The organism is Halalkalibaculum sp. DA384, from assembly GCF_043951955.1.
Classification (GTDB): domain Bacteria; phylum Bacteroidota; class Rhodothermia; order Balneolales; family Balneolaceae; genus JAMQKA01.
In genome coordinates, this window is sequence record NZ_JBINJE010000018.1 from 73,387 (window position 1) to 93,973 (window position 20,587).

At 49.2% G+C, this 20,587-nt stretch carries 17 protein-coding genes and 1 rRNA gene; 8 read left to right on the forward strand and 10 right to left on the reverse strand.

What is annotated here, in order from left to right:
* Positions 1–28: 28 nt before the first annotated feature.
* On the reverse strand, positions 29–2,398 hold the full coding sequence (locus ACG2E4_RS11525) for a 3-hydroxyacyl-CoA dehydrogenase/enoyl-CoA hydratase family protein (RefSeq protein WP_395276651.1): 2,370 nt from the start codon (positions 2,396–2,398) through the stop codon (positions 29–31).
* A 150-nt stretch (positions 2,399–2,548) separates the two neighbouring features.
* The gene (locus ACG2E4_RS11530; protein WP_395276652.1) at positions 2,549–4,336 is read right to left on the reverse strand and encodes an AMP-dependent synthetase/ligase; all 1,788 of its coding nucleotides are present in this window, start codon (positions 4,334–4,336) and stop codon (positions 2,549–2,551) included.
* A gap of 170 nt (positions 4,337–4,506) precedes the next feature.
* Here ACG2E4_RS11530 and ACG2E4_RS11535 point away from each other — a divergent pair, with 170 nt between their 5' ends.
* Positions 4,507–4,944 (forward strand): hotdog fold thioesterase, encoded by a 438-nt coding sequence (locus ACG2E4_RS11535; protein WP_395276653.1) that lies wholly within the window; start codon positions 4,507–4,509, stop codon positions 4,942–4,944.
* 48 nt (positions 4,945–4,992) lie between these two features.
* Here the strand turns inward: ACG2E4_RS11535 and ACG2E4_RS11540 are convergent, their stop codons facing one another.
* Entirely contained in the window at positions 4,993–5,718 is a 726-nt protein-coding gene (locus ACG2E4_RS11540; protein ID WP_395276654.1) for a hypothetical protein, read from the reverse strand.
* 288 nt (positions 5,719–6,006) lie between these two features.
* Between ACG2E4_RS11540 and ACG2E4_RS11545 the strand changes: the two genes are divergently transcribed.
* A complete protein-coding gene (locus ACG2E4_RS11545) occupies positions 6,007–6,840 on the forward strand; it encodes a protein-L-isoaspartate(D-aspartate) O-methyltransferase (protein WP_395276655.1) in 834 nt (277 codons plus the stop codon).
* A gap of 264 nt (positions 6,841–7,104) precedes the next feature.
* On the opposite strand, the gene ACG2E4_RS11550 is transcribed toward ACG2E4_RS11545, so the two are convergent.
* Together ACG2E4_RS11550 and ACG2E4_RS11555 are read right to left on the reverse strand one after the other, a co-directional pair.
* Positions 7,105–7,923, reverse strand: coding sequence for a class I SAM-dependent methyltransferase (locus ACG2E4_RS11550; protein WP_395260257.1), 819 nt, complete (start codon positions 7,921–7,923; stop codon positions 7,105–7,107).
* Positions 7,920–8,447, reverse strand: a complete 528-nt coding sequence (locus ACG2E4_RS11555) for an OsmC family protein (RefSeq protein WP_395260254.1) — start codon at positions 8,445–8,447, stop codon at positions 7,920–7,922. Before ACG2E4_RS11555 ends, ACG2E4_RS11550 begins: the two co-directional genes overlap by 4 nt.
* A 351-nt stretch (positions 8,448–8,798) precedes the next feature.
* Here ACG2E4_RS11555 and ACG2E4_RS11560 point away from each other — a divergent pair, with 351 nt between their 5' ends.
* From ACG2E4_RS11560 to ACG2E4_RS11575, 4 genes are all read left to right on the forward strand, one after another.
* Entirely contained in the window at positions 8,799–10,001 is a 1,203-nt protein-coding gene (locus tag ACG2E4_RS11560) for a 3-hydroxyacyl-CoA dehydrogenase NAD-binding domain-containing protein (protein ID WP_395260252.1), read from the forward strand.
* A gap of 274 nt (positions 10,002–10,275) precedes the next feature.
* Complete coding sequence (locus ACG2E4_RS11565; protein ID WP_395276656.1) at positions 10,276–11,049, forward strand: enoyl-CoA hydratase/isomerase family protein; 774 nt, start codon at positions 10,276–10,278, stop codon at positions 11,047–11,049.
* A gap of 193 nt (positions 11,050–11,242) precedes the next feature.
* On the forward strand, positions 11,243–12,619 hold the full coding sequence (locus ACG2E4_RS11570; RefSeq protein ID WP_395276657.1) for a sulfatase: 1,377 nt from the start codon (positions 11,243–11,245) through the stop codon (positions 12,617–12,619).
* A gap of 281 nt (positions 12,620–12,900) precedes the next feature.
* Positions 12,901–13,608, forward strand: coding sequence for a DNA alkylation repair protein (locus ACG2E4_RS11575; protein ID WP_395276658.1), 708 nt, complete (start codon positions 12,901–12,903; stop codon positions 13,606–13,608).
* 60 nt (positions 13,609–13,668) lie between these two features.
* Here the strand turns inward: ACG2E4_RS11575 and ACG2E4_RS11580 are convergent, their stop codons facing one another.
* The gene (locus ACG2E4_RS11580; RefSeq protein WP_395276659.1) at positions 13,669–15,501 is read right to left on the reverse strand and encodes a sensor histidine kinase; all 1,833 of its coding nucleotides are present in this window, start codon (positions 15,499–15,501) and stop codon (positions 13,669–13,671) included.
* A 275-nt stretch (positions 15,502–15,776) separates the two neighbouring features.
* Positions 15,777–16,913, reverse strand: coding sequence for a histidinol-phosphate transaminase (gene hisC, locus ACG2E4_RS11585; RefSeq protein WP_395276660.1), 1,137 nt, complete (start codon positions 16,911–16,913; stop codon positions 15,777–15,779).
* Positions 16,914–17,199: 286 nt separating this feature from the next.
* Here hisC and ACG2E4_RS11590 point away from each other — a divergent pair, with 286 nt between their 5' ends.
* Positions 17,200–17,889 carry an SDR family NAD(P)-dependent oxidoreductase gene (locus tag ACG2E4_RS11590; RefSeq protein ID WP_395260243.1) on the forward strand — a complete coding sequence of 230 codons (690 nt, stop codon included), beginning with the start codon at positions 17,200–17,202 and terminating at the stop codon, positions 17,887–17,889.
* A gap of 101 nt (positions 17,890–17,990) precedes the next feature.
* The gene (locus ACG2E4_RS11595; protein WP_395276661.1) at positions 17,991–18,668 is read left to right on the forward strand and encodes a hypothetical protein; all 678 of its coding nucleotides are present in this window, start codon (positions 17,991–17,993) and stop codon (positions 18,666–18,668) included.
* On the opposite strand, the gene ACG2E4_RS11600 is transcribed toward ACG2E4_RS11595, so the two are convergent.
* From ACG2E4_RS11600 to rrf, 3 genes are all read right to left on the reverse strand, one after another.
* The gene (locus tag ACG2E4_RS11600) at positions 18,669–19,577 is read right to left on the reverse strand and encodes an SGNH/GDSL hydrolase family protein (RefSeq protein WP_395276662.1); all 909 of its coding nucleotides are present in this window, start codon (positions 19,575–19,577) and stop codon (positions 18,669–18,671) included.
* A 64-nt stretch (positions 19,578–19,641) separates the two neighbouring features.
* Complete coding sequence (locus tag ACG2E4_RS11605) at positions 19,642–20,343, reverse strand: SIR2 family NAD-dependent protein deacylase (protein WP_395276663.1); 702 nt, start codon at positions 20,341–20,343, stop codon at positions 19,642–19,644.
* Between the two features lie 158 nt (positions 20,344–20,501).
* A 5S ribosomal RNA gene (rrf, locus tag ACG2E4_RS11610) occupies positions 20,502–20,587 on the reverse strand; the annotation flags it as partial.

Sequence of the window (20,587 nt, forward strand, 5' to 3'; positions counted from 1 at the left end):
CTCACGACTCAAGCCCCACAACTCATGACTAATTCCTAAGCGGTTTCCCTTTCTTCAGCATGTGATCGATGCGGGCGTGGGTGCGTTCGTCTTCGAGGAGCTCCATAAACACCTCGCGCTCCAGCTTCAGGATGTAGGACTCCGGTACCTCCTGCGGTTCGCTGAGATCGCCGCCGCTCATCACCCAGGCCAGTTTTTCGGCTACTACTTTGTCATAATCAGTAATCCAGCCGGATTCGTGCATAATGTAAAGCATGAGCTTGAGGCCGCTGAGCCCCTCACGGCCCTGCACTTTAATTTTGGGACGGAATGGCGGACGATAGCCCTGATCCGCCAGCGTTTTCGCCTCCTCTTTGGCCGCCGTCAGCAGCAGATCGCGGTTCATGACAATCCCATCCGACTCCTTCAGGTAACCATAATCACGGGCCTTGGCAGCACTGCTAGAAACTTTGGCCATTCCCATCGTCTTGAAAACCTCTTTGATGTAGGGCAGCGGATCCGAGCGATCCTCCTCCGTCACCCGCTGCATGGCGCGCCGAAGCATCTCTTTGGTGCCTCCGCCGGCGGGTATCAGTCCCACACCGACCTCCACCAGGCCGGCATACAGCTCGTGGTGTGCCACCACGCTGTCGGCATGCAGTACGAACTCCACACCGCCGCCCAGCGTGCGTCCAAACGGGGCTACGACCACCGGGAACGGCTGGTATCGCAGGCCGACCACCACATCCTGGAAATTCCTGGCTGCCCGGCGGACGCGCTCCTTGTCGCCCTGCTGCCAGGCCTGTATCGCCTCCATCAGGTTGGCACCGTAAGTAAAGTTGTCCTCGTCGTGGCTGATCACCAGTGCGTCGAAGTCCTGTTTCACTTTCTCACAAGATCCAGCCAGCGTCTCAATCAGCTCAAAACCGAGGGTCTGCCGGCGGGTGCGGAACTCGAACAGCGCCACGCCGTCGCCCATATCGTACAGTCCGGCACTTTTGTTACCCAGTACTTCTTTGTTCTCGGATTTCAGATGGGCCACCTTCAGCGCTCCTTCGGCAGGCGGACTCAGCGGCTCGATCGCCCCCGTCGCCAAGTTGTATACCGTGCCCTCATCCTTGTCATAAAACTGCTCACGGCCGGACTCCAGCATCCGTAACACGGGAACCGGAACTTTGCGATTCTCTTCCTGCATACGGGCCACCGACTCCGCCACGCCTATGGCATCCCATCGCTCAAATGGACCCAGTTCCCAGTTGAATCCCCATTTCATCGCGTTGTCTATGGCCTCCAGGGAATCGGTTATTTCGGGAATGCGGCTGGCGGCATACAACAGCAGATCGCAGTGAATCTCCCACAGGAAATTTCCGGCCTTGTCATCCTGGTTGACCAGGTATTTCAGTCGCTCACCGGATGTTTTAAATTTCTCTTTGGCTTTGTTCGTACTCTCAAACTCCGGGTCGATCTGCGATTCGTACTCATGCGTTTCCGGATCAATCACCTTGTATTCCTTCCCGGAATCGGTCTGCACTTTTTTATAGAAACCTTTTCCGGCCTTGTTGCCGTGTTTGCCCTGTTCCACCATTTTTTGAAATGATTCGGGCAGCTTGAATACCTCGCGCCGCTCATCTTCCGGGATGGCGGGATAGAGATTCTCGGCTACGTGGTGGATGATATCGAGCCCGGACATATCGGCGGTGCGGAAGGTGGCGGCTTTGGAGTAGCCGGTGATGGTGCCGGTCAGGAAGTCGATCTCCTCCGCCCGGAACGTACCGTCAAAAAACCAGGGCATGATGCTGGCCATCGAAAAGATGCCGATCCGGTTGGCGATAAAGTTCGGGGTGTCCTTGCAGCGGACCACCCCCTTGCCCAGCGTCTTCTCCCCGAAACGGCTCATAAAATCGAGTACAGCATCTGACGTAGTCTCGGTAGGGATAATCTCAAGAAGCTTCATATAGCGGGGCGGATTGAAAAAGTGTGTGCCCAGGAAGTGCTGCTGAAATTCCTCCGAGCAGCCTTCACTTATTTTGCTAATCGGCAGCCCGGAGGTGTTGGAACTTACGATGGTACTGCCCGACCGCACCTCATCCAGCCGCCCCATCATCTTCTTCTTGATATCCATTTTCTCAACGATCGCCTCACAAATCCAGTCGCAGTCGACCAGCTTGTCGAAATCATCTTCAAAATTACCTGGCTGAATCTGCTTGCTGTATTCCGGCAACGCCAGTGGTGCGGGGTTCATCTCCCCCAGCTTTTTGATGCTCTCTTTGGCAATTTTGTTGGGATCACCATCCTCGTTTTTAAGATCCAGCAGCAGCACTTCCAAGCCGGCATTTACACAATGCGCGGCTATCTGGCTGCCCATGGTTCCTGACCCGAGTACGGCTACTTTCTGAATAGTGTACTTTTTCGTGCTCATTATTTCTGCTTTTACTTTTCTTTTTTCAATCCATCGATCCAGTGATAAATGTTCGATGGGTGTTCAATTTGATTATCCTCAGAATGTCTCGAAAAAACTGACCTGTTTTAACATTCCACGCAACGTTAGATGCAGCTCCTTTCCTCTTACCTAATCATCCTCCTCATACATGGAATCGATCTGCCCGGCATACCGTTCGTCGATGACCGAGCGCTTTACTTTGTGCGTAGGCGTCAGCTCACCGGCATCCACCGTGAACGGTTCATCCAGCAGTACAAACTTTTTAATTTTCTCCCATTCGGAGAGTCCACGGTTCACTTTATCGACCTCGCGCTGGATTATCTCCCGAACCTGTGAATCTGTGCTGAGATCGTCCGGGATCTCTTTTCCCCTGCTTTTCAAGCGTTTCTTGATATTATCGTAGCTTGGGACGATCAGCGCAGAACAAAATTTTCGCTGAAATCCCACCACCACCGCCTGTTCGATAAAGCCGCTGTTGATGAGGCCGGTTTCAATTGGCTGCGGAGCCACATACTTACCCGTAGAGAGCTTGAATACCGACTTTTTCCGGTCCGTAATAAACAGGTAACCGTCCTCCATTTTGCCTACGTCACCGGTTTTCAGCCACCCGTCTTCGGTCAGCGTTTCCCGGGTCTGTTCTTCACTTTGGAAATATCCCTGCATAATATTGGGACCTCTGGCCCAAATTTCTCCGTCATCGGCAATTTGGACTTCCACATTACTCAGCGGGCGACCTGAAGAGCCCACACGCATGTGCTTGGGATCCGTAGTGGAGATCACCGGTGAGGATTCGGTGAGCCCGTAGCCCTGACCGCAGTACAGCCCGATGGCATTCATAAATCGAAATATACTGGGGGAAAGAGCAGCCCCCCCGCTGATCATCCCGATCAGGCGTCCTCCGAAAAGATCCCGAATTTTAGAATACACCAGCTTGTCGGCCAGCTTGTGCAACCACTTGTTGAGCCCGCGAGGCGGATGTTCAGGATCATACTTTTCGGCTCGTTTTATTCCCCAGTAGTAAATCTGTTTTTTAACTCCCCTGAATTCCTGTCCCTTGACCTTGATCCCGGTTTGGATTTTTTCGAGCAGCCGCGGTATGGTGGCAAAGAAGTACGGCTTTACATATTCGAAATCATCCCGGATCTCACTAATATCTTCCACATAGTGAACAGGGTACCCCATATGCAGGTACATATACGATATAAGCCGTTCAAATACATGGGAAAGCGGCAGGTAGGAGAGCATCCGCTGCCCGATATCCGGGTTAATTTCAAATGGAACGCGCTCCATGCAGGCCTGCAGGTTGGAGGCGATGTTGTTGTGGGTCAACATCACGCCCTTGGGGCGTCCCGTCGTCCCCGAGGTGTAAATCAGGGTAGCCAGGTCTTCGGGATCGACCTGGGCCTGAAGCTCTTCCAGCAGTCCGGGGTTTTTTTCCGCGGCTTCTTTTCCCTGCTGCAGAACGGAATCAAACGACTTCAATTTCTGGTGTCTGGATCCGAGAATGGAGATCACCGCTTCAACCGTACCGATATTTTTAATGATCGGCTTGGTCTCGGCAAAAAGTTCATCGTTGGAGACGATGTGGACCTTTGTAGCCGAGTTTTCAAGAATAAATTTAATCTGTTCGCCCGCCTGTGTTGTGTAGATGGGAACATTCACAGCCCCGAGGGAAAGAATTGCCTGGTCACAAATGAGCCATTCGGCGCTATTTTCAGAGTGGATACTCACGCGATCACCCTTCTCAACACCCAGTTCGTGCAGGCCGTATGCAAAATGCCGGACCTTCTGCGTAAACTCTTCAGGACTGGTATTGATCCACTCTCCCTGCCGCTTGGTTGAAATTAAGACATCGGTCTTGTTTCGATTCAGCCCTTCCTTGATGAGCTGCAAAATGGTGGTCGGATCATAACCCATAGATGTAGTTTTTACTTAACCTTTACCCCTATTCATAAGTTACAAGAAAGTTTAACTTTTAAAAGCTTAATATGAATTCCCATATTAGCGTGTATCTTCAAAGAAGTGTTCAAAACGATGTTCTAACAACATAAAATTTCATAACCTAACCCCTGTTATCCAGATCTCTTATGTTTATCGATGATGGTATAAAAAAACGCGTTGATCAATTCCTGAACCTCTCCGAACCCAACATGGGAGATGCCCTGGGTATTGAATTTACCTCCTTCAAACCGGATGAAGTCAAGGCAACCATGCCGGTGGATGAAAATACGGTGCAGCCGTTTGGCATTTTGCACGGCGGGGCGTCGGTGGCGCTGGCAGAGACGCTGGCCTCCATTGGGGCCTGGCTGAACGTGAAGGATGATTCCAAAACTGCCGTAGGCATCGAGATCAATGCCAATCACCTGCGCAGCGTTAAAAAAGGCAGTCGCGTCATGGGGACGGCCACGCCGGTTCACATCGGCCGGAGCGTGCAGGTGTGGGAAACAGCTATTGAAACGGAAGAGGGCAAGCTGGTTTGCATATCACGCTGCACGCTGGCGATTGTGGACAGAGGTGAGAGGTGAGACGGGAGATGATTGTGAGTGGTTGCCCTGTCACATATTCGGTAGTTATCAGGAAGCTTCGGCAAGCTGCTGCATCAGTTTTCGTTTGACGACCGGGAAAATAGTTTCGTTGAAAGGGAAATCCAGTTTAGTTTGAAAGCTGTAGGTCGCCGGGTTGGGCAGCTTTTGATTCTCCCTGATCAGCTCCAGCTTGATCGAATTGGGAGAAAGAAGTACCTGTCCCTGGTGAAGCGCTTTCAAAAACGCGGTTTTCAGGGCGCGGTATTCGTCCTGGGCACTCTCAAATATTGATACCTCATACTCAAAAAGCAACAACTTGGCTTCTTCGTTGTCGGGCACAAAAAAGTACCCCTCGTCCAGGTAGTTTGGCAGGATTCCAACCTCCTCTATCCTGATCTCTTCATCCACATACTCGTAAAGTGCTTTCCCTTCTTCAATTTTAGCCTCTATATGGGGAATAGCCCATTCAATGAGATCCTCAACCCTGGACAGGTCCGATCCATCCACAAACACCACCTCATGCTCAATAATTTTGTTCACCAGGTCGATATTTTTGATCCGTTTGGGAAAGTCATTGCGCAGATCCTCCAACCTTTTTTTAATATCGAGCAGCGTGGTACGCAGCTCTATAAGATCACTCAAATGGGGATAGATCCGGTTGTGCTGGAAATCTTCTGAAATGGTTTTCAGGGCTGCCAACACTTTATATTGCCGCATTTCAAAATCAGATTGTACCTGCGTAAAAAGATCCAGATTGAGTGTATTCCTGCTCATAGAAACCTCCTGCGGATGATTATGAAGAGCTCAGATTTGCTGTAACCTATCTATACTTTATCCAATAACGACCAAATGAGCAAATTATTTATAATTCATAATACCTAAATAAATTATCATCAATCAGCTGTTCAAAGTAAATTATAGACTTCATCAACACTTTTTTCATAAAAAAGTTATACACAAAAAGATATTGTAAACTTTCTGCTGTAGCATCTTCTTTTCCTGATGAATGGTTGGAAACAACCTCCTGTTTGTCAATACAAATGCTAACAACAAGTGGGTATTATGGAAACAGGATCCAAACTCTTTTTCCTTCTCCTCCTGCCGTTCCTGGGAACGGTTGCCATTTCCCTCACTGGTGTTGTGGCGTCAACTGCCTACTCAGATCAAGCCGGCCGGCCAGATTTACATTCCGGATATGAACTTGTACCGGATGGGGCCGCCATTGATACGGTAACGTGGAACCGACCCCGGTTCAGGGAACGGCAGGAAGAACGAAATAACCTTGTTCGCCAGGTTAAACAACAGGGCATTGACAACGAGCGGGTAATCGATGCAATGCGCCATGTACCCCGCCACCTTTTTGTGCCGGAGTCCCGCAGAGAGCAGGCTTACCAGAACCGTCCCCTGCCGATCGGTAACAATCAAACCATCTCCCAGCCCTACATTGTAGCTTTCATGACCCAGCTTTTGGATATTCAGCCGGGAGACCAAGTGTTGGAGATCGGTACCGGCAGCGGGTACCAGGCTGCCGTTTTATCCGAGTTGACACCCAACGTATTTACCATCGAAATTATCGAAGAACTGGGCAAACGCGCACGGGAACGGTTTGACAATCTGGGCTACAGTACTATTCAGACCAAAATCGGGGACGGATACAAGGGATGGCCCGAACATGCCCCGTTTGACGGGATCATGATCACCGCCGCGGCTCCGGAAATTCCCAGGCCGCTGATCAACCAACTGAGGCCGGGTGGAATACTGGTCATGCCCTACGGTGAGCCGGGGGGCTTCCAGGTTTTGATCCGTGTCACAAAATCCGAAGAGGGAGAAATAATGCGTGAGGAGATCTTGCCGGTTCGTTTTGTGCCGATGACGGGAGACGTGCAGGGAAACTAGCCTCCTTATTGGGTAATCAGGCCGAAAAAATCACGGTAGCTCTTTTCCCGTAGCAGAATGTTCCCTTTTCTATGAGGTACTTTTCAGAACCTGCTATTTTGTTGGGAGGTGGTTTTAGCACCCTTTTAAATGGGAGGACAACTCTTAGAACGAGGAATAGAGGGTTTTGCAAAACCCTCTATGAGCAAAACGAACCCAAATAATCAGTGGCGGGGGATATGCTCACCTGGCTGCTTTTCCAGAATTCCAACATCTTTCCTATCCTCAGTATTTCAACCCTTTGGTCACTACAAATTCACCGGGAATATCATAGCCCTCCCCACTTTTAAACGGGAGGATAGACTCCAGGTATTCCTCGTGCACTTCCTCTTTGGTCTGCTCATCAAACTTGCGGTAGGCCAGGGCGACGGCTCCCCCGAGAAATGCCCCCACAATGGCATCTTTCCCAGTATCGTAGTGCAAATTCACTTCAAAGCGTTCTGATGTTACCTCAGCGAAACCAGCCTTGGCAAATGCATGGCGCAGCGTTTCTCCTGTTCCCAGTTGAAAAAAGAGCGGGCACACATCGGATTGCACGCGGCTGTCCACAATCGGAAAAATTCCGGCCCACCCGCAGGCCTTTCGCCGGCCCCAAACCAGGGCAGCCGCGCGACCTCCCGTTTTGACGACGCGATACATTTCCGATACGGCTTTATCCGGATCAGGATAGTACATCAAACCCAGTGAATTAACAGCCAGATCAAAAGAGGAATCCGGCAGATCCAGCTCTTCTGCATCCATCTGTTTAAACGTGACGTGCTCAAATCCCTTACGATCCGCTTCGATTGTCGCCTTTTCAATCATCCCTTCCGAAAGGTCGATACCAGTGACCGTTCCTTTTGGTCCGACGGTTTTCGCAAGCGGAAATGTGACCAACCCCGTGCCGCACGAAATATCCAACACCTTTTCCCCTGCCTTTACTCCGGCGGTATCGAGCAGTCGCTGCTGGGCCGGCCAAAGCTGGTGCTGCCACCCATGTTCGTAGTGAGGAGATGAATAATCCCATCCGTATCGCTGAATTCTGCGCTGTAGTTCAGGTTTCATGAGGTGGTATGCTCCGTTGTTTTAATGGTTACGTGTCGCTCAACCGGCAAAGCACGCTTGAAATCATCCAGAACGGGACTGTGGCGGTCCGTATCTTCTATAAGTTGCATAATTTCCTCTTCAGGGGCCGGACTCTCGATATATACCTTGTAGCGAAGTGATCTGAATCCGGGTGGACGATCATCAATATAGAGCATACCCCGGGCGTCCAGTTCCGACTCCACGTCCACCTCAATCTTGTCGATCGGGATCTCCAGCACCGCGGCCCGCTGCGAATAGCCGATCGCCAGGCAACTGCCCAGGGCTCCGCGTTCCAGGATACCCGGTCCGGGCCCCGCGTCGTTGCCCCCCTCCGTCTTCCCGATATCCACCTTGAATTTCCAGTGCTTGTGTTCCACTTCGCACGTAGTGCCATCAAACAGCCGCACCCTGGTAACCACACTGCTTCTGGCTTTTGACGGACGTAGCTTTACCGCTTTCTGGTTGCGTTCAAAGGCTTCTTTTATCGTTTTTTGATCTGCCATGCTCCTCTCCTTTCTATCTGTATTTTTTATTCAAGAGTATTTAGTAAACCCTCCACACCTCCCTGGATGTCAAAGCAGTCAAAATGGTCTTTACACAAAAAATATCTTGGCAAGGGCTTTGAAAAACCATTTACACTACAAGCGGTACATGAATCAATGATCAATTTTAACTATTTATTCCAATAAATCAATGTTTTTAATGAATTTAAATATCTAACAACAACATCCTTGGTCCGCCTTTGAAACATCAGAAATTTGTTTAAAATCAGCGTTCGAATACAGCTACAGCCGCTTGTTGTATCCAGCGGCACAGCTTGTCATTGCAGCCAATCTTTGTATTTTGACCAATGAATGTCTCTTTTAAAAAAAGTATATATGACCCGCAAGCCGAGTAAAAAAGATCTGGTAGGCATCGTGGGAGCAGGAACCATGGGAACAGGCATAGCCCGGATCGCTGCCACATTTGGTCACAATGTCAGGCTTTATGACAGTTATCCCGACCAGTTGGGCAATGCTAAACATAATCTTCGCAACACTCTCCAGCAGCAGGTTGAAAAAGATCAGATCACCCAGCAGAAGGTCAACGATATCATGGAGCGAATTAATTTTTCGGAGGATATGACCGGTTTCGCAAGCTGTCGCCTGGTTATAGAAGCGGTGCCGGAGGATCTCGAAATTAAACGGGATGTATTCAGACGGATAGAAGGGATCGTTCCGAACGACTGCATACTGGCTACCAACACCTCTTCTCTGTCGATAGCTTCAATTTCATCTGCCCTCAAGAGACCCGGAAGGTTCTTGGGTATACACTTCTTCAACCCGGCTCCGCGCAGCGCCCTTGTAGAAATCATTGCCGGTATTGCCAGCGACCGTCAGCCGGTTGAAACTGCCCGGCATCTTATGGAACAATGGGGTAAAACCACGGTTGCCAGCAGGGATACTCCCGGCTTTATTGTCAACCGGGTGGGGCGTCCATTTTACGGGGAGGCCCTGCGGCAGCTTGAAGAGGGAGTGGCAGACATCTCCACTATAGACTGGGCTATGAAAGAGATCGGGGGATTTGCAATGGGGCCGTTTGAACGGATGGACCTTGTCGGCAATGATATCAACTACAAAGTGACAAAATCGATATTTGAGGCATTTTACTACGATCCCCGCTTCAAGCCGTCGTTTACCCAGAAACGGATGATGGAAGCGGGATACCTGGGCCAAAAAAGCGGCAAGGGATTTTATGAGTACGGCAGAAATGCGACCCGACCCACCCCGGTTAGAGATCGGGACCTTGGCAAAAAAATTGCAGATCGAATTTTAGTTATGCTGATCAATGAGGCAGCAGATGCAGTATTTATGAACATCGCATCGGTGGAAGAGATAGATCTGGCAATGCGCCTGGGAGCGAACTATCCCAAAGGGCTGCTGGAATGGGCAGATGAAAAGGGATTGAAAAATGTACTGGACCAGCTGACAGCTCTCCATGTAGAGTACCGGGAAGACCGGTACCGGCCCAATCCCCTGATCAAGCACAAAGTTAGAAATGAAGATACGTTTTGTTAAATGCGGCACCCGGTATAACCGTTTAAACCACTTAACAGCACTGAAATTATGAAAAGTTATTATCCGGGACCTTTGCAAAGCCTACAATTGTTGGGAGGTGGTTGTACCACCAACCTTATTGACTTTTAAACGGGAGGTGCAACTCCCTCGGAACGAGGAATTTAGAATTTTGCAAAGTTCTCTGCCTGTACCTCACACAGAATACGCAGCCTCCTGAAAGCAGGCTGGCTCCGAAAATATCGGGTAACAGCATTAAACATAAATATCTTGTACCATGTCTACCCAGGGAAGTGTTACCACTGACATCACCAACCGCATTGCCACTATTACATTTCAGCATCCCAAGGGAAACGCTCTGACCCGGAAAACCCTGGAAGAGCTGGAACAAGCCATAACCAGTGTTGGAAATGACCGCGACATCCGGGTCGTTGTGATACATAGCGAAGGGGACGGGGCTTTTTGCGGTGGAGCCTATTTCGAAGAGCTTATGAAAATCTCCACTTATGAGGAGGGGAAACGGTTTTTTATGGGATTTGCCCGTGTCATAAACGCCATGCGGAAGTGCCCGAAGCTGATTATTGCGCGGGTCCAGGGAAAGGCCGTTGGCGGTGGAGTCGGAATCGCTGCAGCTGCCGACCACGCGCTGGCCCACCCGTCGGCAGCAGTTAAACTGAGTGAGCTGGCCCTGGGAATCGGCCCTTTTGTGGTGGAACCAGCTATTTGTCGTAAAATCGGGAAGTCCGGTTTCAGCACACTTGCAATAGATGCCACCCACTGGTACAAGGCAGAATGGGCCCGTAAAAAGGGCTTGTACGCCGATATTCTTGACTCCACCGACCAACTTGACCACGCTGTATTCGAACTGGCCGAAAAGCTGGCTAAAAGCAATCCGGAAGCGATACGGGAATTCAAAAAAATATTCTGGAGCGGTACTGAACACTGGGACACCCTCCTGGAAGAACGGGCCGAAATTAGTGGCCGGCTTGTACTTTCGGAGTACACGCGCAACTACATCGATAACGCTAAAAATGGCAATACCGGGGAATAGCTTTAGCAACTAGACATGCGGCCAACGCGCACTACCGATTACACGTGGTATTCCCGCCAGGGTTTTCCAGCTGTATATTAAATATTAAAGCTCATTGCCATTGCGGTTTCAGTTTGAATGGCTATTTTAGATCAAAAGTCAGGGGAAAGACTTGCAAAAAGGTAATGTTAAGCTAAAACAGGGATAATCGATTATGAAATCAGGGCTCCAAATTCGACGACAGGCCATCCATCTGATCTTTGCCATCACTCTCATTGCTTCATGGGGTTGTAACAATACCCAGACGGAATCCACCGGTACCTCACCTCCCAATATCGTTATTCTCTTTGCCGATGATATGGGGTACGGGGATTTGAGCAGCTATGGACATCCAACAATACACACTCCAAATATTGACCGCCTCGGGGAGCAGGGAGTCCGGTTTACCTCTTTCGTAACCGGGTCCTGGTGCGTCCCTTCCCGTACCCAGCTGATTACTGGTCGTTATATGCCACGGGTGGAATTCGGCGGCGGCACGGGCTCCGATGGAACGGGTGGCTTGCCTGATGATGAGTTAACACTGGCTGAAGCGCTCAAGAATGCCGGATATTCCACCGGCATGGCTGGCAAATGGCATTTGGGCTATAAAGAATCAACATTTCTGCCGCCAAACCAGGGATTTGATTCCTGGTTTGGACTGCCCTACTCCAACGACTATCGCAAGCCGTGGGTACAAACCGAGGAACCCCTGGCGCTTTATCGCGATACGACCATTGTGGAGCACCCGATCAATCAGCAAACCCTGACGACCCGGTATACCGAGGAGGCTGTCAGCTTTATTGATGCCAGCTCCGAAGATGAAAAGCCCTTTTTCTTCTACCTTGCCTATAACATGCCCCACCTTCCGATCCACACGGCCGAGCGTTTTCGGGGGCAGTCCGGCGGCGGCTTTTATGGTGATGTCATCGAAACGATCGACTGGAGTGTTGGCCAGGTTCTGGCTGCCCTGGAAAAGCAGGGCGTTGCAGAAAACACCATCGTATTCTTTGCCTCCGACAATGGTCCCTGGCTGAACCTGCCGGATCGCATGCTGCAGGAGGGCAACAAACCGTGGCATCAGGGCACGCCGGGACTGCTTCGACAATCGAAAGCGACCACCTATGAAGGAGGGGCACGGGTTCCCGCCCTGATACGATGGCCGGCCGGCATTCCGGCACAACCGGCAACCGACGAACTTGTGGCAAGTCCCGATATCTACCGAACGCTGATTGAGGTGGCGGGCGGCGAGCTGCCCGAACACCCGGTTGACGGTTACAACATCATGCCTTTCCTGCGGGGAGAGGAAGACCGTTCTCCCCGTGATGAGTATCTCTATATTTTACGCGATCGGCTTGAGGCGATGCGTAAAGGGAAATGGAAACTGCGGCTGGTGGAGGATGATCCGCAGCTTTTTGACTTGCAAAATGATCCCGGCGAACGGTTTAATCGCGCGGAAGACTTTCCCCAGATCGTCGAAGAAATCGGGAGTGAGATGAGACAACGGGCAAACGAACTCGAGATCGAAATTCCCGACCTGAATGCGGAAGAGTGACCTTGGGACGCCCGGTTTTCTTTTCGCAAAGGTTCAATCTCCCTGTATTTTCATGTTCTAGGAGTGCTTTGGGGACCCTGTCCAAAGCGGTAAGCCCCATTTATAAGCTGCCTTCCTCTCTTGAGCAGGAGAACAGGAGGATAAACCTGGCATGGCATTAGATTTGATACAGGACTAAAGCAGGTTGGTAACTGGTAAACGCCTTAGAGTCATTATAAACGTAATATCAACCGAGTAACTGTTATTACCGGTTCTGACAATCCAGCAACCCCTTCACCTTCATGGACTGCAAAACAGTACAGAGTAAACTGAGAGCTCAAGCGGACCAGAGTGTTGCTGAACATTCCCGACGCTTCTTCAAAACGGGACCGGGAGAATATGGTGAAGGGGATCGATTCCTCGGGTTGCGGGTTCCCCTCCAACGAAAAATTGCACGATCCCACCAAACATTGCCCATGGAAGAGACAGAACGGCTTCTGCAATCCGAATTCCACGAAGAGCGGTTGACAGCACTGTTCATTTTGGTTTACAAGTTTGAAAAGGGCGGGAATCAAAAACGGGAAGCGATCTACCGGTGCTACCTGCGAAACCTTGAACAGGTCAACAACTGGGACCTGGTAGACAGCTCCGCACCAAAAATTATGGGTCCCTACCTGGAACAGCGGGATCGGTCGATATTATATCGGCTTGCAAAATCGAACAACCTTTGGAAACGGCGTATCGCCATGATAAGCTGCATGCATTTTATCAGGAAGGGCGATTTTGAGGATGCCCTGAACATTGCCCGCATATTACGCGATGATACCCATGATCTGATCCAAAAAGCGGTCGGGTGGATGTTGCGGGAGATCGGCCATATCGATATTAAAGTTGAAGAACAATTCCTGAAGGAAAACCGTTACCGGGAACTGCCCCGTACCCTGTTGCGCTACGCCATTGAAAAGTTCCCGGAGGAAAAGCGCCAGGCCTACCTTTCAGGAAATATGTAATTTAGTCCGCATAACATAATCGTACCACGTTTCCAGAAGTTTACCTTTCCGCCCCCCGGACTAAACGACCTCCTCAGGAACAAAATTAAACTCGATATTGGCCCCATTGCTGTTATATATCTCAATTTCGGCATCCAGCTGTTTTACAAGTGTATTTATAATCGACATCCCGAGACTCTCTTTTGCCTCGTGAGTGAACTCTTCGGGAAAACCGCTGCCGTTGTCGCTGACCAGCACAAATACTTTACCCCCCCGCTTCTTTATGTCGATCGATATTTTCCCTTTTCCATTCGAACTGAAGGCGTGTTTATAAGCGTTCACCACTAATTCATTTATCAGGAGGGAACAGGGGATCGCCTGGTTGATATTGAGCGCCACAGTTTCCAGGCTGGTCTCAATTGAAATATCGCGCTCGTCATTGACATAAGTGCTGCCGATAGCCTGCAACAGGTCGCGGATATATTTGTCAAATTCAATATATGACAGGTTTTCCGACTGGTACAGTTTTTCATGTACAAGCGCGATAGACTGCACCCGCAGCTGGCTGTCCCGGAGGACGGTTTCCGCCGCCTCGTTATCGGTTTCCCAGATCTGCATCTGCAACATCCCCGATATGACGGCAAGATTGTTTTTTACGCGGTGATGGATCTCCGCCAGCAAAATTTCTTTTTCCTTCAGGGATTTTTTTACCTGTCGCTCGGCTTCTTTGCGATCGGTGATATCGCTGGCAAGACAGACAAGTCCCTTCATTGAACCATCTGCGTTGAGCATAACCGCCTTGGAAAAATTGACCGGTACCGTATCGCCCCCTTTTGTAAGGTATGCTATCTCAAAACTATCTATTTCCTTGTCAGTCTTGATGCCTTTTATCCGTTCCTGCTCTTCCTGGTTAAACAACATATCAAGCGGCTGACCTATTAGCTCCTCTTCTGCATACCCAAGCATAACCCGCGTGGCTGAATTGACTCTCCGGATACGGTAGTCACTGTCCGTTACAACCAATGCATCCGCCATGGATTCAATAATATTGTCAACGTATTCCTTGGAAAACGTTATTTTGCTTAGATTCTCTGCCATGCGGTTGAATTCGGCCGCCAGTGCACCGATCTCATCATTTGAATCTATCCTGATCCGCTCGCCGAGGCGACCTTCGCCGATCCGTTTCGCTGTTTGACTCAATTTTTGCAGCGGGGTAGCAATAGACTGGTACAGGTAAAACGCCAGGGCGATGGAAATCAACAAGGTACCGATGGTGGCTATCGCCAGCATTTGTCCGACAAACTCCAGCCTGGAATTAAGCATGGTAATCTGCTGGTCCATATTTTGGCGACTCAAGACCCGAACCTGCTCAATCAGGGGAATCAGGTTGGACCGGAAATAGGGCTCCACGGTAACACTCAAAAATTCTCTGCCATCCTCGAAGCTTACTGAGGCCAAATTAAAAAGCTCGGTTATAAGTGACCGATAGATATTAAATCGGTTTTCCAGGCTATACAAAACCTCCAGCAGCTCCTCATGGTCTTTGTGGTGTTCGTCTACGGCCGCCATGTGGCTTTCTAAAATATGCTGGGCGGAATCCAGGCGGATGCTAAAATCCTCGAGTGAACCCTTTACCTCTTTGCTTGCCGTTTCCGCCCGAATTTGAAAATTGGAGGTATCAATCCGGATACTCTGATTATACCGTTTATCCAGGAAATACTGGGCATTCAGCAGGCTGTGGTACAGCTTTAACCCCATCTCCCCGGAGTAGTTCAGCTCAAGAACTGCCTGTTCGCTCTCTTCGACAAGCTGATCTTTAATCTGCTGGTTGTAGTACTGAGAAAAGAGTCCGATCCCGGCCAGCAATAACGCTACAAAGCTAAAACTCAGTATAAGCTTGGTACTTAATTTCATGCAAACAGGAGCTTCAAGCTAAAAATAGACCCTGAAAGTGGGGGTTATATGAGTATGAAAAGAGCACAATCAGTGTATCGATATGGGAGATAAAAAGCCATCGTATATCAGATACTAAGGATAATTTAATGTCGGCAGGAATCCTAATAAAATGCCACGCAGATTTTTATGTTACCTGATTTTTACCAAAAAATACCCCGTTCCGGGCAGTTCCGCCAATTCTCTGTTTTCTTGTTGCAAAAATTCCGCTATTCCCAATACCGTTGCAGAATGTTTCACATACTGTTTTTTAAAAATATCTTGTCGAACAGATCCAGAAAGCTGTCTTCAAAATGGTCTACCTCTTCTTTTCTCCCCAGCGTAACCCGAATACAGTTCGGAAGTCCAAATCCTGCCAGCCGCCGCACAATTACTCCCTTTTTCAGCATCTCAAGCGTAAAGTTCCGGGCGGTTCGTTCATCAGGCAATACCATCATCACAAAGTTTGCGACGGAAGGGAGATAGGATATACCATAGCGGTCAAATATGGAGTAGAGCCGACGTTTGCCTTGCTCCACCATTTCCCTGCTCTTTTCCAGGAATGCGCTATCATCGAAGGCTGCAGATGCAGCGACCTGAGCCAGCGCAGTAGCCTCAAATGTAAGCTTTGTTTTTAACATCATGTCGATCAGATTCCGATGGCCAATTCCATACCCAATACGGAACCCCGCGAGGCCGTACGCCTTGGAGAAGGTTCGGAGCGTAAGCAGGTTATCGAAATCGTAATCCAGCGAGTCCGGATAGTCATCACGGATCCGGGCATATTCATAGTAGGCCTCATCCATTACCACCAGGATGTCATCCGGAACTTGCTGCATAAATGTCTCAAACTCCTTTTTTGAAATATAGGTGCCGGTGGGATTATTGGGATTGGCAATATAGATCAGCTTGGTTTGCCCGGTAATGGCTCCGGCAATGGCGGGGAGATCGAACCGGTAATCATTGGTTTGCGAAACTTTGCGGCAAGGAACATCTTCTACGTTGGCATAAACATAAAAATTGGCAAACGTATGCTCAGATGTGAGCGCGGCTTCATCTTCTCCAAAAAACGTGCGGCACAGGTTCGCGATAAGACTTTCAGATCCGTATCCCAGTATGACATTTTCGGGAGCGATTCCGTTGCGTTCGGCGATTTTTGCCCTGAGTTTCCGGGCAACTGGATCAGGATAATTGTTGATCCCGTTGAACGCTTTTTCCACTACAGGCCATACGTTCTTGCTGCAGCCCAGCCGGTTCTCATTTGACGCCAGTTTTGAGATCCGCGGAGGATCATAGTTTTTTTTAATCTCCTCCACGGTTTTTCCCGGTTTATAGGGAATCAAATGTTGTATATGTGAGGGCACAAGCGGGCGCTTGCTCATCAGGCGTTTCACATTTTTTTCTACTGGCTTTTTAGTAACCCAATATCTTTAATTTACCCTTTTAAACCAAGAAGGCATCACCGGCATGTCAAGATTATTTTTTTACCAGAAAAATCCCTGTTAACTTTACGGCAAATTCTGATACTTCCATTTTCCACCAAAAAACTTTTACATTTTAAATCTTTATATCTATGCTCTGTACTTTGGTTTTATATTCGTCAAGGTGAAAGAAATGAGAACATCCTTTTTCAACGTTCTTTATTACATTCGGATTTCCAATTTTAGCTAACATTAATCTATGAATATCGTTGTTACAGGCGCCAGCCGGGGTATTGGCTATGCCACCGTTAAGGAATTAGCCACGGCGGGTCACTCGGTCATTGGCACAGCCCGCAGCGCGGAACCGCTCACTCAACTGGCACAAGAAGTGCCGGGTAAAATCAGCACGTTTACCGCCGATCTTACTGACGAAGAAAGTGTCGATCACTTGTCGGAACAGATCACCAGTACCTTTGCCGGCGTAGACGTTTTGATCAACAACGCGGGAGGGCTTGTCAACAGATCGTTTGAAGAATTGACCATCCATGATTGGCAAAAGATGATTGAGGTGAACCTGTTTTCGGCCGTTCGGTTAACCAAGTCGGTACTGCCTCTACTTTCCGCGGGTTCCCATATCGTCAACATCAGCAGCATGGGAGGATTCCAGGGCAGTTCAAAGTTTCCGGGACTTTCGGCGTACAGCGTTGCCAAGGGCGCACTGGTTACATTGACAGAGTGCCTTTCGGCAGAACTGGCAGACCGCGACATAAGTGCCAATGCCCTTTGCCTGGGTGCCGTTGAAACAGAAATGTTCAACGCCGCTTTTCCCGATTTTGAAGCCCCGGTTAACGCCACGCAGATGGGCAGCTATCTCGCCGATTTTGCCGTGAATGGAGCAACTTATTATAACGGGAAGGTACTACCTGTTGCCCTTTCTGATCCAGGCTGACTAGAAGTCCTTCAGCACAAAGTTCAAAAAATGGGAATGAAGGTCCATATTTACTACCTTTGACCACATTATTTAACGCATCAAATTAATGAATCAGAGTCGTGAAAAATAACCATCTGCTGATTTCTGTTTTCACATTTTTATTGGCCGCTTTTTTTAACGTAGCTTCTCCACAGGCTCAAACCATTAAGCTGCTCGGCGGCAATACCCTGAACGGTGCAGTTAATGGTACCATTCTGGGAGGTGCCACCATGGCCCTGCAAAACTCAAATGATTTTGATCCCTTGAGGGTGGGACTTGGTGGCGGGACGCTTTACGGCCTGACGGTTGGAATATACGACATCTCAGAAGCTTCAAAAGGACAGCAGTACTACGTTTCGGGGACCTTCAATGACGGTGACAACTCAACAATTCTGGTATTGCTGGATACCTTTTACGGGGCGGCCGGCGGGGCTGTTGTCGCGACCTCCTTCAATCTTATTGCCGATCGGTCAATTGAAGAGGGACTTCAGTATGGAGCCGGGATTGGCGCCTGGGCCGGATTTGGCTTTGGACTTGTCGATGCTTTTGTACTTGCTGAACGTGCTAGTGATTTTCAGTCATCGGTTTCGGGAGCGGCGCCCCGCAGTGGACTGCTTACCATCCGTGATAACCAATCGGGCTACCACATCGGGCTGATCAGTCCCTCAGCCTACAAACTGCCGGAAATGGATAACGATGACATATCAATACGAGTTGCCACAGCAATTGATTTTGTAAATCTGCAGATTCAGCTATAATTACTGATCGTTGAGATCATAGTCACGGGGAGGATCAAAGCTCGATCCCTCTACCTCGTCCGTTTTGGCAAGTACTTTTATCAGTTCTCTGACCGTATTCGAGTGACCGGAAAGCGACGGGTGTAACCCATCATTCATGAAGTTCCAGGCTTCCGGCTCCTCTTCACCCATCCTGTTTCCGCGTGGATCTACAATATATCCCTTTTTCCCACTTAAAATCTCCCGGTACCTCAGTAGATCTTCGTTATACACATTAAAATCGAACAGGCGGAAATTGTCCAGCATTTCAGAAAGTACCGGCGGAGGGCTCATCCATATAATAGGATTATCTGTCAATTCAGCCACTACATTTTCGATAGCATTGGTATTTTCCCAGTACTCGGCCAACGGAACCAGCGTACGGTCCGGGGTTAAATTCATACGGGCAGCATCAAAAGTTCCGAGGGCAACGATAACCCAGTCCGGTTCATGAGCTACTAAATCTCTGTTGAGACGACGCATGGCATCAGTCGTTGTATCATAGGAAACACCGCTGTTTACAAAGGTAAAATCTGCTTCTGGAACCGTCATTTCAAGGGCATAACCAAAAATACTGAACCAGCCCTGAAGATCGTCGGTAATCGAATCTCCAAGTGCAACAATAGTGTCATCGTTTTCAAATGGCAACTGATCAATCCAGCGGGTTATATTTTCCTCTTCCAGGAGCTCCAGGGCCGCCTCTTTTGCATTTTGATCAAACTTTGTTCGATTTTCTTTCAGCTCCTGCTCTTCCAGTCCCAACAATCCCGCCATTGCATCTGTATTACGGATACCGGGTAACAGAGGATACCTTTTTTCAAGATTCAGGAATTGCAATAGATATGTCTCTAAAACCTCTTTCTCCTGTTTTGACGCCTTTGCGTTAGACATGGATCCTCTCACTTTGCAGTTAACTTATTACAGATAATGATATGGAACATAAGAATTTTGAAGCTCAATTTTCAGATTCATGCTGTTCCAACAGTTTTTCCACCAGTTGTGGGGTACCCTCCGCGGCTGATTTTTCAATATGCTGCCAGTCGTTATAGTTTGTCACCTCGGGGCGGGAGGGATCAATTATATACTTCGGAATCCTGGGAGAGGCGTAATCAACCAGTCCAGCTGCCGGATAAACCACCAGCGAAGTGCCAATTACAATTAAAATATCGGTTTCGGAAACTATTTGGGCCGCCTTCTCCATCTCAGGAACCATCTCCCCAAACCAAACAACATGGGGACGAAGCTGTGCTCCATCCTCAGCAGTATCACCCAACTCAATTTCTTCATTCCCAATTTCGTAAACAAGAAAACGGTCGTCCACACTACGTACCTTCGAGAGCTCCCCATGCAGATGCAATACATGGGATGATCCTGCTCTTTCATGAAGGTTGTCAACATTTTGCGTTATAATCGTAACATCAAAATACTTTTCCAGTCTGGATAAAGCCCGATGCCCTTCATTTGGTTCCACTTCATAGATCTGCCTTCTACGTTGATTATAAAATTCCAGGACCCGTTCAGGATCATTTTCCCACGCCTGGACAGTAGCCACCTCCTGTATATTATATCCTTCCCACAGGCCGTCGGAACCACGGAAAGTTTGCAGGCCACTATCGGCACTCATTCCGGCACCTGTTAACACTGTGAGTTTCTTCATAGAATATAACTGTCCAGTGGATGATAAAACTTTTCAATAAATTTCTTCAGGATCACCCTTCATTTAAGCAGCTAGTTCAATGGCCGGGTTGGTCTCGGGCCCGTCCCCAATACAAACGGCCCTCCGCGTATGAGGCGGAGGGCCGTGGGAAAAAAAAGAGGAGGCGAGGACCTACGCTTCCGCCTGCTGGCAGTACCATTGGCGCGGCAGGGCTTAACGGCCGTGTTCGGGATGGGAACGGGTG